The 13,847-nt window shown below is 63.1% G+C and carries 13 protein-coding genes, 1 other RNA gene and 2 pseudogenes; 5 read left to right on the top strand and 11 right to left on the bottom strand.

The window, feature by feature from the left end; all coding sequences use genetic code 11:
* Positions 1–14: 14 nt before the first annotated feature.
* From KB879_RS34155 to KB879_RS34140, 4 genes and pseudogenes are all read right to left on the bottom strand, one after another.
* Positions 15–719, bottom strand: coding sequence for an ABC transporter ATP-binding protein (locus KB879_RS34155; RefSeq protein ID WP_211983981.1), 705 nt, complete (start codon positions 717–719; stop codon positions 15–17).
* 2 nt (positions 720–721) lie between these two features.
* The gene (locus KB879_RS34150; protein WP_211983980.1) at positions 722–1,501 is read right to left on the bottom strand and encodes an ABC transporter ATP-binding protein; all 780 of its coding nucleotides are present in this window, start codon (positions 1,499–1,501) and stop codon (positions 722–724) included.
* Between the two features lie 656 nt (positions 1,502–2,157).
* Complete coding sequence (locus KB879_RS34145; protein WP_249221511.1) at positions 2,158–2,364, bottom strand: RidA family protein; 207 nt, start codon at positions 2,362–2,364, stop codon at positions 2,158–2,160.
* Positions 2,365–2,448: 84 nt separating this feature from the next.
* Positions 2,449–3,090, bottom strand: a pseudogene (locus KB879_RS34140) (IS1634 family transposase); the annotation flags it as partial.
* On the opposite strand from KB879_RS34140, the gene ssrA reads away from it, so the two are divergent.
* Positions 3,044–3,403, top strand: a transfer-messenger RNA (tmRNA) gene (gene ssrA, locus KB879_RS34135). The pseudogene KB879_RS34140 and the gene ssrA overlap by 47 nt on opposite strands.
* A 247-nt stretch (positions 3,404–3,650) precedes the next feature.
* Here ssrA and KB879_RS34130 read toward each other — a convergent pair.
* Positions 3,651–3,953: a hypothetical protein gene (locus KB879_RS34130; protein WP_153956718.1), complete on the bottom strand. Its 303-nt coding sequence runs from the start codon at positions 3,951–3,953 to the stop codon at positions 3,651–3,653.
* A gap of 879 nt (positions 3,954–4,832) precedes the next feature.
* Here KB879_RS34130 and KB879_RS39770 point away from each other — a divergent pair.
* The 4 genes and pseudogenes from KB879_RS39770 to KB879_RS34110 all read left to right on the top strand — a co-directional run.
* Positions 4,833–5,108: pseudogene (locus KB879_RS39770) on the top strand (transposase domain-containing protein); the annotation flags it as partial.
* A gap of 344 nt (positions 5,109–5,452) precedes the next feature.
* The gene (locus KB879_RS34120; RefSeq protein WP_371827471.1) at positions 5,453–5,638 is read left to right on the top strand and encodes a hypothetical protein; all 186 of its coding nucleotides are present in this window, start codon (positions 5,453–5,455) and stop codon (positions 5,636–5,638) included.
* Between the two features lie 29 nt (positions 5,639–5,667).
* Positions 5,668–6,012 (top strand): type II toxin-antitoxin system HigB family toxin, encoded by a 345-nt coding sequence (locus KB879_RS34115; RefSeq protein ID WP_371827470.1) that lies wholly within the window; start codon positions 5,668–5,670, stop codon positions 6,010–6,012.
* On the top strand, positions 5,997–6,437 hold the full coding sequence (locus KB879_RS34110) for a type II toxin-antitoxin system HigA family antitoxin (RefSeq protein ID WP_153956716.1): 441 nt from the start codon (positions 5,997–5,999) through the stop codon (positions 6,435–6,437). The genes KB879_RS34115 and KB879_RS34110 overlap by 16 nt, the downstream gene beginning before the upstream one ends.
* Positions 6,438–7,139: 702 nt before the next feature.
* Here KB879_RS34110 and KB879_RS34105 read toward each other — a convergent pair.
* The 6 genes from KB879_RS34105 to KB879_RS34080 form a co-directional block, all read right to left on the bottom strand.
* Positions 7,140–8,381, bottom strand: a complete 1,242-nt coding sequence (locus KB879_RS34105; protein ID WP_211984271.1) for an IS4 family transposase — start codon at positions 8,379–8,381, stop codon at positions 7,140–7,142.
* 256 nt (positions 8,382–8,637) lie between these two features.
* The gene (locus KB879_RS34100) at positions 8,638–9,828 is read right to left on the bottom strand and encodes an amidase (protein ID WP_211983976.1); all 1,191 of its coding nucleotides are present in this window, start codon (positions 9,826–9,828) and stop codon (positions 8,638–8,640) included.
* A gap of 46 nt (positions 9,829–9,874) precedes the next feature.
* Positions 9,875–10,873: an ABC transporter ATP-binding protein gene (locus KB879_RS34095; RefSeq protein ID WP_249221509.1), complete on the bottom strand. Its 999-nt coding sequence runs from the start codon at positions 10,871–10,873 to the stop codon at positions 9,875–9,877.
* 47 nt (positions 10,874–10,920) lie between these two features.
* Positions 10,921–11,964 carry an ABC transporter ATP-binding protein gene (locus KB879_RS34090; protein WP_211983974.1) on the bottom strand — a complete coding sequence of 348 codons (1,044 nt, stop codon included), beginning with the start codon at positions 11,962–11,964 and terminating at the stop codon, positions 10,921–10,923.
* Positions 11,965–11,966: 2 nt separating this feature from the next.
* Positions 11,967–12,854, bottom strand: coding sequence for an ABC transporter permease (locus tag KB879_RS34085; RefSeq protein ID WP_211983973.1), 888 nt, complete (start codon positions 12,852–12,854; stop codon positions 11,967–11,969).
* Between the two features lie 10 nt (positions 12,855–12,864).
* Positions 12,865–13,815, bottom strand: a complete 951-nt coding sequence (locus KB879_RS34080) for an ABC transporter permease (RefSeq protein ID WP_211983971.1) — start codon at positions 13,813–13,815, stop codon at positions 12,865–12,867.
* Positions 13,816–13,847: the final 32 nt, after the last annotated feature.

The following is a 13,847-nucleotide window of genomic DNA, read 5'->3' as shown; positions in this document are numbered from 1 at the left end:
CCTCCGCAGCGGTCTCAGACACCCAGTAGTTCCTGGAGCAGGTGCTGCTTCTCGTGAGTCTCGTGCTGGTGGATCTCCGCGGCGATTTGGCCGTGCTCCACCACGTACATGCGGTCGGACAGCGGCGCGGCGAACCGGAAGTTCTGCTCCACCAGCACGATCGTGTAGCCCTTCGCCTTGAGGTCGCGGATGACCTGGGCGAGCTTCTGCACGATCACCGGCGCCAGTCCCTCGGAGATTTCGTCCAGCAGCAGCAGCCGCGCCCCGGTGCGCAGGATGCGCGCCATCGCCAGCATCTGTTGCTCGCCGCCCGAGAGCCGCGTGCCCTGGCTATGCCGCCGCTCTTGGAGGTTGGGAAACATCGCGTAGATCTCGTCGAGGCTCATCCCGCCGCCACCCACCTGCGGCGGCAGCAGGAGGTTCTCCTCGCACGAGAGGCTGGAATAAATCGCCCGCTCTTCCGGGCAAAAGCCGACGCCGAGACGCGCGATGCGATGGGCCGGCATGCCGATTGCCTCGCGGCCGTCGATCATGACCGAGCCGGCGCGCCGCCCCGTCAGGCCCATGATGGCGCGCAGGGTGGTGGTACGGCCTGCCCCGTTGCGGCCGAGCAGGGTCACGCACTCTCCCTCGTTCACCAGCAAGTCGATGCCGTGCAGGATGTGCGATTCGCCGTAGAAGGCATGGAGGTCGGTGACCCGCAGGTATTCCGTCGCCATGATCAATGCCCTCCCGGCGCAGCGAGCGCGGCATCAGCGCTGCCCATATAGGCCTCGATGACCTGCGGGTTGGCGGAGACTTCCGCGTATGTGCCCTCGGCCAGCACGCTGCCGCGCGCCAGCACCGTGATGGCGTCGCTGATGCCGGACACCACTTTCATGTTGTGCTCCACCATCAGGATGCTGCGATTGGCCGAAACCTTCTTGATGAGCTGCATGACGCGGTCAACGTCTTCGTGGCCCATGCCCTGCGTAGGCTCGTCGAGCAGCATCAGCTCGGGGTCGAGGGCCAGCGTGGTGGCGATTTCCAGCGCGCGCTTGCGACCGTAGGGCATCTCGGCGGTCGTCATGTCGGCGAAGTCCTCCAGTCCGACGTCGGCGAGCAATGCCATGGCCCTGTCATCGAGCGGTGCGAGGACTTTCGGCGAGCGCCAGAACTGGAAGGAAATCCCGAGCCTGCGCTGCAGCGAGATACGTACGTTCTCGAGCACGGTCAGGTGCGGAAACACCGCCGAGATCTGGAAGGAGCGCACCACGCCCCTGCGTGCGACCTGCGCCGGCTTTTCGTCGGTGATCTCGGCACCGTTGAACCGTATGGTGCCGCGCGTGGGATCCAGGAACTTAGTAAGGAGGTTGAAGCAGGTGGTCTTGCCTGCACCGTTCGGACCAATCAGCGCGTGGATATGCCCACGCCTGACCTTGAGACTGACGTCGTTTACGGCGACAAATCCCTTGAATTCCTTCCTCAGTCCGACGGTTTCAAGAATGAGATTGCTTGCCATAGTCATTTCCGCGCCCGTTGTTGGGTCTGCTGGAGAATATGGTCGCAACAAGATCAAGTCCAATATATTATTTGTTAGTCATTGACACTTTTTGTGTATATATGTCGGAGGCGCAGCCAATCGCGCGCCACTCGCGGATTGTCGCGGACGTCAGGACACGAAGGCGTGTCGAAGCGCCACAGAGGCGACAGAAACGATTGCGAACAAGGGTCTGTTGCTTGAGCGAAGCGGACGCACGAACGTCCACGCGTCGGTGAAGGCGAATGACGCTTCATGGCGTGCGCCGTGACAAGGCGGCGCTTTTCCAGTGGGTGAAAGCCCCACCCGGCAACCGCTCCAGCCGGAAGCAACCAGCAATCGTGGAGGTAACGAAGCGGTTGAAGCCTTCGGTGAGGTTTACAGGGCTGAGCCGACGTCTGAACGTCCGACCGATGACATATGTGGACGGCGGCTCGTGGCCAAGAACGGCCTCAGCCTGTGGCCGCGCGAACAGCGGAGAATCGGCCGGCACTAGCCTTCGCCGGCCGAGGGCGAACTGCGGAACTTAGACCGTCAGCGGACAGCTCCATATCGAATCGCAACCGACAGCCAAGATTAGAGAGGCCGGAGGTACGAACTCGAATGGGCCGAAACCGTTGCCACCGTTGCCCACGTCATCATGCACCGGTTCGTCGTGCAACCACTTCGATTTCGACAGCAGCACCCCGCGGGAGGCTCGCGACGGCCACGCAGGAACGAGCGGGGAGCATGCTGCCAAGGTACTCGGCGTAAGTGGTGTTGAAGCTGTCGTAGTTACTCATGTCGGTGAGGAATACTGTCACCTTTATCACATCACGCCACTCACAGCCTGCGTCGCTTAGCACAGTGGATACGTTAGACCGAACTTTGAGCACGCGGCGCGCATAACGCTTTGATTGCTCGCGGTTATGTGCTCGCGAGCGAGTCGATTACTGGGTACAGGCGACGGGGCTGATGTTGAGGAGGCGGAAGGCCTTTTCTTGAATGGGGGTCGGCCGCGTGATCATGACGATCTTTGCTTGCGGGTTCAGGGGTGTGTGACAGACGTTGTACGCGAGCGTGGCCAGATCATCGAGCAACGTGCGGAAGCTGTGCACCGGCAAGCCGTCCTCGCCAAGCCTGGTGGCGTCCTTGGCTTTCGCCTGGTCCGAGCGTCGTGCCTTGGCCACTGGCGAAGGCCGGGCCGCACGCGCGAGCTCGACGTATTCATCGTCAAACAGCATCGGCTTTAACGTCTCGCGCATGTGCCACTCGACGTAATAAGCGAGCATGCACAGAAAGACGTGAGCGCGCACGCGCGCGGCGTTCCAATGGAACACGGGGCGCACCTGCAGATCGACCGTCTTGAGCGAACGGAAGGCCCGCTCCACCACCGCCAGCCCCTTGTAGGCCGCCGCGGCCGCCTCAGCCGACAGGTCCGTTGCCGGCAGGCTCGTACGCACCACGTACAGGCCATCGAGTGCAGCCTCCTGCTGAATCTGTTCGGCCTTGCGTCCCCACATGAAGCTCGAGTCGGTGAGAGCCGCACGCAAACTGCCTTGACGCTGCCGGCAGGAGGCGTAGAATCTGCATGGTCGGGTGCCGCAAGGTTCCCGGTAATGGTTGTAAACCTTCTTCTTGAAGGCCTTCTGGACGGCGGTTCGATTCCGCCCAGGTCCACCAGAAGCACATTGCACGGGCAGTGCGCTTCTGATGGGCCTGACCTGGTTTCGACAGGGGGAGATAGGGTCGTGAGGCAACTCGTCAGAGAAGACGTTAAAACTAAATCGAAGTAAATGCTAACGACGAAAAGTTCGCATTGGCCGCCTAACAGCCGCCTTGGGTTGTAACTGACCTCGAAACAGAAAAGTTACTGACAAGGGCTCCTTCGGGGGTCCTTGTTCATTTGAGGGCTTGGCATCGATGGCAGCATGCGAATACTCGGAAATGCTCGATCAAGACGGCAAATGGCAGCCTGTGGAGGGGATATCGGGGTGATCGTTCTTTTCCTGCATGTATGGACCCGACGCCTTTTGCAAGCTTCTTGTTCGTGATGTCGAAACGGTCTGCATGCATGTATCCGGCTTGCCTGGTGGGCCTTGCCGAAGCATGCCCGCAGCCTCGATGAGATCCGCGCATCCTGTCCTTAGCGCTAGTGCGTATCTCCTTCCATTGCAGCATGCAATTCCTCATACGCCTCGATTGGCTCCATATCCTGGTCGACAAACGCGGCTGCACGCTCCGCGGCGGCCAACGCGTCGCGCGGGATGTCGCTCTGGCTGTCGTCCTCGGTAGTCGGCGGCAGCAGCATGTCCTCAAGCATCCCGCGCAGCTCGGGGGTATTCCATGGCTTGCCCAGCCTGGCCTTCCTGTTCAGGTAGTGACGAATTTCCGAGTCTTGCTCGGCGGTGAGCGGAAGCCCGCGAAAAGTGGGGTCCGTGTTGTGATGGATCATGATGCGCCTCCCGAAGCGGTCTGCGCTTTCAATGTAGAGATATCAATTCCCTGCGGTGAACGTTACAAGTTGCGTGTGATCACTGTGCCGCGTGTCCGCGGCCAACCAATTTACGTCTTCTTCTTGGCGACACCTTCGTTCCCAACCCTCGAATGAACCGTGCTGAACGGGGTTGCCGGCACTGACGGCTTCTTGGGCTGCTTGGGCTTTTTCGCTTCGCGAGTGCTGCGTAGTTGACTCTTGGCCATGGATTGCTCCTAGTGCGTTGCTTGCCAAGGTGGCAGTTCCAGCATACGCGCTTAGAAGCTCTAACCAAATGACTTTTCATGACGTCCGCACGAAAGAGCCGCTCGGCGCCCGCGTCGTCGGAGTAGTAGTCGCTACCGGACAGTTGCCCGCACAACAAACGCAGCGTCACCGTGCCCGGCAGCGATGTCTTCTCGCTGACCTGAGCCTTTCCCTGATCCACCAGGCGCAGCAGCACCGGCAGATCCGCCAGGGCATCGCGCTCGCACAGCCGCACCGTCAACGGGCTTTCACCCGTTCATTTCGGGAGGCGTATCGGTCGTGCCGGGGCATGGGCCGGTCGCCCGGCAATTGCTGATCCAATGCCGGATCGCTGGGCCTGCATCAGGTGGAGTCAAAATCATTGCTGGGTCAGTTACAGCGCACGATGGTCGCGGCACAGGTTGCCGAGGCGGTTGCCCGGACCAGTGTTTGCCGCACGTGCGGTGCGCGTCTGGCATGCAAGGGGCACCATCGGCTCGGCCTTCGCTCGCCATTTGGATGGATGTTAATTGATGGCCCCAGGCTGTATCCCTGTCGGCAATGTAAGGGCGACGCCCCCACCTTCAGTCCGGTCGCCACCTGCTTGCCTGAGCGATCGGCCGCAAGAACTTCTTCGGCTCTGACAGCGGTGGCGAGCGAGGCGCCGCGATCTACACACTGGTCGCGACCACCAAACTCAACGGCCTCGATCCTGAGGCTTATCTGCGCTACGTCATCTCTCGCATTGCCGACCATCCGGTCAATCGCGTGAGCGATCTCCTGCCGTGGGCCGTCGCTGATCAGTTGCCCACTACAGCGCCTCGTCAAGGACGGCCTCGCTCGGACGCTTACCATGATCGAGCGGTAACACCTGCTATAGAACGTTGACGGTCAGGCCACGTAGGACATCAGCGCTGCAAAAAGATGTTTTTCCGGTATGGTCATACCATAAGTGATCAAAAAAGCGCAAATGTAAGGAGGTCTGTCATCAGCGGAATCGGTGATGGCGGCAGGCAGTCGCGGGGATCGGCCCCGCATCTTGCCAGTGCGGCGGCAGGCCCCCGCTACATCAGAGCGCCCGAGGGGGGGCGGCGGGATGTGCTGCGGACGGGGAAGGCGCGGGCGGCAGTGTAGGGGGTACATAGTCGTGAGCCACCTGTCCCCCACTTCGACCCGCTCGCCGCCGGGGCGGGGCCGTGCTGTGGGTGCGCACACAATTGGCGCGGCACGGCTTGACCCTTGCTGACCTGGTGGCGGCCAGTTGCTTCGCGCCGGTAGGACGGACCGAGGCGGCGCCAACGGCCGTGCGCTACCGCAGCGCGGACGACGGGGCAGGGGAGATGCCGGACTGGCTGCGGCGGGCGGTCAACGCTGGGCAGAGCGTGGAGCATTTCCGCCTGGGTCTTGATCGGACATAGTGCAGGTACCAGCGTCCTGCTGACCAAGGTTGGCCCGCAGCAGCGCCGCTCCACGTGCGATCAATCTCAATTTGAGATATACTGCGGGTATGCGCGTAATCTCTAACAAAGCCCTGGTGGATTTCGCGGCCCGATATCCGGATGCCAATGTTCCCTTACAGGCTTGGCGCAAACTGGTCGAGGCCACCAACTTCGGAAGCTTCGCCCACTTGAAGGCAACTTTCAACGCTACGGATCGTGTGGGAAATTTTTATATCTTTGACATCGGTGGCAATAAATATCGCCTCATCACCGCAATTCACTTCGACCGCCAGATGCTCTATGTGCGCGAAGTCTTAACTCACAAGGAGTACGACAAATGGAAGCCCTCTTGAATGTGGCTGCCCTGACCGATCACTTCCGCGCGCTGTCCGAAGTCGTACCCCTGCACCCCATTCGCACGGAAGGCGACTACGATGCGGCCGTTGCCGCCATGAATGCCCTGCTGGACGCGGGCGCGGCAGACGAAGCGCATCCGCTGGCGGATCTGGTCGCGACGCTCGGTGAGCTGATTGGTGACTACGACGAGGATCATTACGCCTTCCCCGAGGTGACCGGCGTGGATGCCTTGCGATTCCTGATGGAGCAGCACCATCTCACGCAGGCACAAGTGCCCGAAATCGGAAGCCAAGGCGTGGTTTCGGAAGTCCTGAACGGACGCCGCGAACTCAACGTGCGCCAGATCCGGGCGCTGGCCGCTCGCTTTGGCGTCGCGACTTCCGTGTTCTTCCCGGTCGACGCGCCAGTTGCCGTCGTGTGAGGCGACACCCACACTCCCAGCGTTGCAGCGACTTTCAGCATGGAGACAGAGTTCGGGACAAGCGTGCGTCAGGCATTATATCTGACGCTGTTGCATTCAAGAACAGCGCGCAATTTTGGAGAAGCTGGCCGCTGAAGGGGTTTAGGGAATATATTCTTGCGACAGATCGCGCTTAAACACAGCATTTGCAAGCGTTGCTGTCAAGGTGCTGGATTACAGAATCTGAAGCTGTTGGGGCCGAGGCGCAGTTCGCTGGCGAGGCGGGGCGTAGGTTCGCCAGGACCAACGGCGAAAGGCTGCCAAGCAGGTGCATTGCTCTGTGTGCTAGCCAGGGCCCGTTCAATGAGCGACGGCGCGCCCTCGGGTATCGATTGGAGGGAGACCAACCATGTCTATCGAGAAGTATCGAGGATACATTATCGAGGGATTCGCAAAACCTGCTGGGAGTCGGGAATTTGCATCCTTGGGGCGCGTGACCAAAGATCGCCACGTTCTCATGGAGTCGGAGGTGCTCGGGCTCTACAAGAGAAATGAGGACGCACAGGGGCATGCAATTCTGTGGGCTCAGGATTACGTGGATCGGCTGGAGGACCCTCACCGAGCCTAATGCAAATGCCAGCGGAACAATCACGCTATTAAGAAATAGGGAGTGCGCGGGGGGGGGGGGCAATCCACCCAAGATAAGCACCGCCCAAATAGGCATCAAAAAGCCTTGTAAGTAGCATGTCGATGAGGTTTGTGGCGAGGCGGGCGTGGCTTAGCGCGATCCGGTCGCACGCGATGGGTACGTGTTGCGATCAAGGCCAAGGTCTCATTCAGAGCAGCCTTGGCCCAGCGCAAGCCGAGCAGCGCCGCTGACAGGACAGGTTTGAGAGCGGTGATGGCAAAGGTTCGGTTGATGCGATGGTCCGAGTCAATTTCATGTTCCTGCGCGGCGCTGAGGCAGCATAGGGCGTGCAGGTTGTCGCTGAGGATTTTGGCGCCGAAGTCCTGCCTGGCGGCCAACTGTGAGAGGCCGGACAGATGTTCGAGTGCCATGCGGTGCTTGAGGCGTTTGAACGCCTCCTCGAGGCGCCAGCGTTGATGGTAGAGATCGCGGAAGGTGGCCGCCGGATAGCGCTGCATGTCGAGCAGATTGGTGATGAGCACGCGCACCTTGCCGGCTGGCGAGATCTGCCGGATCAGCCGAACGGTCTGCGGGGTAGCCGCACACTCATAGTCGCGCGCGTCGATGCGGGCTGGAGCCGGGAGCCTGACGATGGCCTCGTCACGGCCAGAGCGCACAAAGCGCTGTACGGCAGCAAAGCCGCTGCCGTCTGCGCGCATGCAGAAAGGAATGCTTTGTTGGTTGAGCACGGCCACCAGCCAGCGAGCGGGGTAGCCGCGGTCGAGGAGAAGCAAGTCGTCGGATTGCAGGCGGTCCAGATGCTCGAACAGGATCTGGCGTTCGTTCTCGTGCACGCTGTGCAATGAGGCGGTGAGCATGATCTCGGCCTCGGGCAGGTACAGGCCGAAGGCGAGTTGATCGCGGGTGGCGGCTCGAGGGAGATGGCTGTGGCGGATGGCAAAACGCAAGTGTGAGGCGTCCGCGGCGACCAGCCGAAAGCCATGCCAGCGCGGCAAATGTTTGGACACTTGCTGAAGCAGCCAGTCGTTGAGGTGAGCAAAGACATCGCCGCTGAGTTTGCTGCGAGCCTGGGCGAACGCTTGTTCACTGACGCCTCGGCACAAGGTATTTTGGCGGGCGAGTGCGGCGAAGAATTGATCGAGTTCGGCTTGTACCCCCATGCGCAAGTTGCCAAGCATAAAGGTGATCAGTGTTGGCAGGGTGAGCTTACGCTGACGGGTGAATGCAGCCGGATATTCGGCATGACGGGCAAGATCGCGAAAGACCTGGGTGTGCAGATATTGGGTAAGCGTAGCGAACAGATCAGACAGGGGCATCAGAGCCAAGCGAGGATCGAGAAACGATCTTCTATTGGCCGCCGCCCTGCTTGCGCTAAACAGCCAGCGCAAGCAGGGCGGCGGCCCCTCGAACCTCGTCACCTGTCAAGCGTTCTTGGCGAAAATTGCGATTTTTCTTGGCGGCTTATCTTGGGTGGATTGGTAGCCGGCGGGGGTGATGCGAAGTCGGGTCATGTCGGGTCATGTCGGGCCTGTCGTGAAGGGGCGCGTCGGAAAGCGTATCGAAGAGCGTATCTCAGGCGAGCGCGGTCATCAGCATTTCGGCCACGGCGATCAGGCTGCGGTCGCTCCCCTTCGGTCCAAGCAGGGAAATGCCGAGGGGCGCGCCCTGTCGGCCCGACAGCGGAAGATTCAGCTGCGGGAACCCGGTCAGCGGCGTCAGGCACAGCGAGTGCGCGGCGGCCGTGCGATAGTTTTCGAGGGCTTCCATCGGCATGGTCCGCAGGGGGGCGATGTCGGGCATGGTAGGCAACACCAGGATACTGTCCTGCCCGAGCAGCCGGCCCAGATGCGCAGTGAACGCGAGGCGGATCGTGCCGGACTGTTCGAACTGGGCCGGCGTGACGCCCTTGCTGAACTGGAACCGCCCGGTCACGTCGGGGCCAAGCTGCAGCCCATAGTCCTCGATCAGCGCGCCGTCGGCCTGCCATGCTTCCCAGCCTTGCACGTAGCGGAAGGCCCAATACAGCTCGGACAGCGGGCGGTCTGCCACGTCGACAGGCATGGCCTTGCCGAGTATGGATTCGATGCGCGCGACGGTCGGCGCGAGCGCCGCACGTGCTTCGGGCGTTGGCAGTTCGAACAGGTCCGATGCCAGCAGCAGTTTCGGCGTAGCGGGCAGGGGCTGGCTGTCGTTGCCGAGCAGTACGTCGGCGACGCGGATGAACGTACCGATATCGCGCGCAAAGAAGCCGCAGGTATCGAGCGACTCGCTCAGCGGCATGCACAGGTCCAGCGAGACGCGGCCGTGCGAGGGCCGGATGCCGAACAGGCCGCAGTGGCTGGCAGGCGCACGGACCGAGCCACCTGTGTCGGTGCCGAGCGCGAAATCGCACAGGCCGTGCGAGACCGCGGATGCCGATCCTGACGAGGACCCGCCGGTGATGCGGTCGGGCGCGGCGCCGTTGTAAGGGCCGCCATAGTGATAGTTCTGGCCGTTCATCGAGAACGCGAGTTCATCGGTATGGACCTTGCCGAGGAACGCGGCACCGGCATCGAGCAGCCTGCGCACCGTCGGCGCTGTGGCTGTCTTGATGCCGGAGCGCGCCAGCACATGCGGGTTGCCGCCGCCGGTCGGGTATCCGGCTACGTCGAACAGGTCCTTGACCGCGAACGTCAGCCCGCTCAGCGGGCCCTGCGCCGCATTGGGAACAGGCGCCTCGGGGTAGGGCAGGAAGGCGCGGGACGGATGGGTGGCCAGACTCATGGCTTTCGGGTTCCTTTTACCGGTGAATGCAGGAAGCCTGAGGGGCTCAGGCGGCGGCCTCGGCCGCAGCGGGTGCGGAAACGAGGGTGCAACTTACGTGGTGGCCGTTGCCGAGCGGCACCGCGCGGGGCACGTCGGCCAGGCATTCGGCGCGTGCGCGCGGGCAGCGCGGCGCGAAAGTGCAGCCTGGCGGCAATGCCGCGAGATCGGGCGGCGCGCCTCCGATGGACGGCAGCCGCTCGCCGCGATGCATGCCGTGCTGGCGGCTTTGCAGGAGCGCGATCGTGTACGGGTGGCGCGCTTCGCGCATCAGCGTGCGGATGGGACCTTCCTCGACAATGCGCCCACCGTACATCACAGCCACGCGGTCGGCGATTTCCACCGCGGCGCCGATGTCGTGCGTGACGAAGAGGATCGACAGGCCCAGTTCGCGTTGCAGTTCGCGCAGCAGGATCAGCACCTGGATCTGCACAGTGGCGTCGAGCGCCGTGGTGGGCTCGTCGGCTAGCAGGATCTTCGGCTGCGCGGAAAGCGCCAGCGCGATCATCGCACGCTGCCTCATACCGCCGGACATTTCGTGGGGATAGGCGGCCAGCCGGCGCTCCGGACTCGGGATTCGCACTGCTTCCAGCGCTTTGAGCGCGAGTGCCTGGGCTTCGGCCTTCGATACCTTGCGATGCGTGCGGATGCACTCGATGATCTGCTGGCCGACGGTGTAGACCGGATCCAGCGCCAGCAGCGGCTCCTGGAACACCATCGCGACGGTGCCGCCGCGCAGGCGCGCCAGGGCCCGCTTGTCGAGGCTCAGCACGTCCTGGCCTTCGACCCGGATGTCACCGGTCATCGTCGTGCGGCGCGGCGGGTGAAGACGCATCAGCGCGCGCAGGGTCACGCTCTTGCCGGAACCGGACTCGCCGATCAGTGCGACGGCTTCTCCAGGGGCAACGTCGAGCGACACGCCATTGACGGCCTGGATGGTCTTTCCGCCGCCCGAGAATGTCACGCGCAGGTCCCGAAGCGAAACGGCGGGGATAGTAGTGGGCATGTTCATCTCCGGCCGGGTTCAGGGGGTGGCGGCGTGCATGCCGGGCGTCATGCGGCGCGCAGCGGCTGCGAATGGCGGCCATCGGGCATTGCCATCAGGCAGGACACCGGGTGCCCGGCCAGTGCGTCGGACAATGCCGGCGCCTGGCGCGCGCAGACTGGTTCCGCGTTGGCGCAGCGTGGATGAAAGCTGCAGCCGGATGGCGGGTTGATCGGGTTCGGCGGGTCGCCCGCCAGCGGGGCGGCCAGCGTACGATGATCGGGATCCATCGACGGCATCGAGGCCAGCAGGACGCGCGTATAGGGGTGGGCGGGGCTCTGGTAGATGGATTCGGTATCCCCGACCTCCACGACCTTTCCCAGGTACATCACCATGACCCGGTCGCACAGGTGACGGATCACGTTGAGGTCGTGGCTGATGAAGACGTAGGTCAGGTCGAATTCGGCCTTGAGATCGAGCAGCAGGTTCAGCACCTGGGCCTCGACGGATTTGTCCAGCGCGGAAACCGCTTCGTCCAGGATCACCAGGCGCGGGCGCAGCGCCAGTGCCCGCGCGATATTGACGCGCTGGCGCTGCCCGCCGGAAAGCTCGTGCGGGTAGCGTCCGGCAAAGCGCGAAGGCTCCAGTCCGACGCGATTCAGCAGGTAGCGGGCACGTTCGGTGGCTTCGCGTGCCTTCACGCCATGTACGCGTGGCGTGAAGGCGATCGACTCCTCGATGGTCAGGCGCGGGTTCAGCGAGGAGTAGCTGTCCTGGAAGACCATCTGGACCTGGCTGCGGAAGGCTTTCATCGGTAACTGCGGGGAGCCGACGCCCTGCGCGTCGAAGATCAGTTCGCCGCTGTCGTGCGGTGTCAGCTGCATCAGCAGGCGCGCCGTGGTGGACTTGCCGCAGCCGGATTCGCCGACCACGCCGAGCGTCTCGCCCTTGAGCACGTCGAAGCTGACGCTGTCGACGGCCCGGACCACGCCCGCCCGGCGCAGCGGGATCGGGGACTTGAGCGGGAAGTGCTTGACCAGGTCGCGCGCGATCACGAGCGGCTGGGCCGGGCCGCCAACGTCGGCGGCGGGGGAGGCAAGCTTATCGGTCATGATCAGTCCTTGATTTCCATGGCCGAACGGATGCCGTCCGCCAGCAGGTTGAAGGAGATCGAGGTCAGGAAGATCATCGCGCCGGGCAGCGCGGCCACCCAGGGCTGGGTATAGATCGCCGTGCGCAGCGTGTTCAGCATCAGGCCCCATTCGGGCTCGGGTGGCTTGACGCCCAGGCCGAGGAATGACAGGCCAGAGGCCAGGATCATCGATACGGAAATCAGGCTCGTTGCATAGACGAAGATCGGACCGAGCACGTTGTTGAGCACCTGGGCCCGCACGATGGTCAGCGCTGACGCACCGGAGGCACGGGCCGCATCAACGAACTCGCGATTGCGCACCTGCGTGGTCACGCTTTCCGCGACGCGCACGATCTGCGGCACGAACACGATGGTCAGCGACAGCAGCGCATTGCCCACGCCGGCGCCGAGCGTGCCCGACAGCGCGATGGCCAGCAGCACCGACGGGAAGGCGTACAGCACATCCGTCAAGCGCATGATTACCGTATTGGTCCGGCCGCCGGCGTAGCCCGCCACGATGCCGATGGCGCTGCCGATCATGAATGCCAGCAGCACCGGGGTGATGCCCATGAACAGCGAAAGCCTGCCACCCAGCATCAGGCGCGACAGCATGTCGCGGCCCAGTTCGTCGGTGCCGAGCAGGTAGTGCTCCGTACCGATCGGCTTCAAGCGCTTCAGGATCGACGAGGCATAGGGGTCGGCTGGCATCAGCGCCGGGGCGAATACCGCCATCAGCACCAGGGCGATCAGGATCAGGGCCGCCACCATCGCGAGCTTGTTGCGCAGCAGGCGGCGTCCGACCGTGGCCCAATAGCCCGGAGAGCGTTCGACGGGCAACGGCGCCACGGTCTTGTTGAGTGTCATTTCCATCGGGGACTCCTCAGTTGCGCTGGATGCGCGGGTCGAACACCGTCTGCAGCGCATCCACGAACAGGTTCAGCAGCACGAAGAACACGGCCAGGACCAGGATCGTGCCCTGCAGGAGCGGGAAGTCGCGCTGGAAGATGGCCGAGTTGAGCAGGAAGCCGGTGCCCGGCCACGAGAACACGGTTTCGATCAAGATCGAGCCGCCAAGCAGGTACCCGAGCTGCAGGCCCATCACCGACAGCGCGGTGGGCGCCACGTTTTTGACCACATGGCGGAACACGGCGAAGTCCGACAGCCCGCGCGCGCGCAGGCCGACGATGAACTCGTTGGACAGGATCTCCGCCACGAGCGCGCGGATCGTGCGGGCCACAATGCCCATCGGGATCACCGACATCGTCACTGCGGGCAGCAGCATGTACTGGACGTGCCCCCAGTCCCAGGTCCAGTCCTCGGAGCCCCCGGGGCCCGCGCCGGTGGCTGGCAGCCACCCGAGCAGCACGGAGAAGGCGATTACCAGGACCATGCCGAGCCAGTAGTGCGGAATGCTGACGCCGAGCACCGACAGGAACGAGGCAACGCGGTCGGGCACCGAATCGCGCAGGTAGCCCGCGACAAATCCGAACAGGCTGCCAAACGTGAAGCCGATCAACGTAGCCACGGCTGCAAGCCGGATCGAGTTGATCACGGCGTTCGATACTTCGGCCATCACGGGGCGGTTGGTGGCGATGGACGTGCCCAGGTCGCCGTGCAGCGCGCGGATCAGCCAGTGCACGAATTGCTCAAGGAACGGCTTGTCGAAGCCATACAGCGCGGTGAGCTGGCGCCGGAGTTCTTCCGAGGCATCGGGCGGCAGGACGGACACCAGCGGATCGCCGGGAGCAATGTGGACCAGCGAGAAGCAGAGCAGCGCGACCCCGAGCAGGATCGGCAACGCATAGAGAATGCGGCGGAGCAGGTAAATCATGGTCTGTGCCCGTCTTGTGGGGTGTCATGTCT

Source organism: Cupriavidus sp. KK10 (assembly GCF_018223725.1).
Taxonomy (GTDB): Bacteria; Pseudomonadota; Gammaproteobacteria; order Burkholderiales; family Burkholderiaceae; genus Cupriavidus; species Cupriavidus necator.
This window is presented reverse-complemented; position numbering and strand designations above follow the sequence as displayed.

Coding starts and splice junctions, on each gene's coding strand:
- KB879_RS34155 (WP_211983981.1), bottom strand. CDS start 719: ATGGCGACGGAATACCTGCGGGTCACCGACCTCCATGCCTTCTACGGC.
- KB879_RS34150 (WP_211983980.1), bottom strand. CDS start 1,501: ATGGCAAGCAATCTCATTCTTGAAACCGTCGGACTGAGGAAGGAATTC.
- KB879_RS34130 (WP_153956718.1), bottom strand. CDS start 3,953: ATGATCCATCACAACACGGACCCCACTTTTCGCGGGCTTCCGCTCACC.
- KB879_RS34110 (WP_153956716.1), top strand. CDS start 5,997: ATGGAAGCCCTCTTGAATGTGGCTGCCCTGACCGATCACTTCCGCGCG.
- KB879_RS34105 (WP_211984271.1), bottom strand. CDS start 8,381: ATGCCCCTGTCTGATCTGTTCGCTACGCTTACCCAATATCTGCACACC.
- KB879_RS34100 (WP_211983976.1), bottom strand. CDS start 9,828: ATGAGTCTGGCCACCCATCCGTCCCGCGCCTTCCTGCCCTACCCCGAG.
- KB879_RS34095 (WP_249221509.1), bottom strand. CDS start 10,873: ATGCCCACTACTATCCCCGCCGTTTCGCTTCGGGACCTGCGCGTGACA.
- KB879_RS34090 (WP_211983974.1), bottom strand. CDS start 11,964: ATGACCGATAAGCTTGCCTCCCCCGCCGCCGACGTTGGCGGCCCGGCC.
- KB879_RS34085 (WP_211983973.1), bottom strand. CDS start 12,854: ATGGAAATGACACTCAACAAGACCGTGGCGCCGTTGCCCGTCGAACGC.
- KB879_RS34080 (WP_211983971.1), bottom strand. CDS start 13,815: ATGATTTACCTGCTCCGCCGCATTCTCTATGCGTTGCCGATCCTGCTC.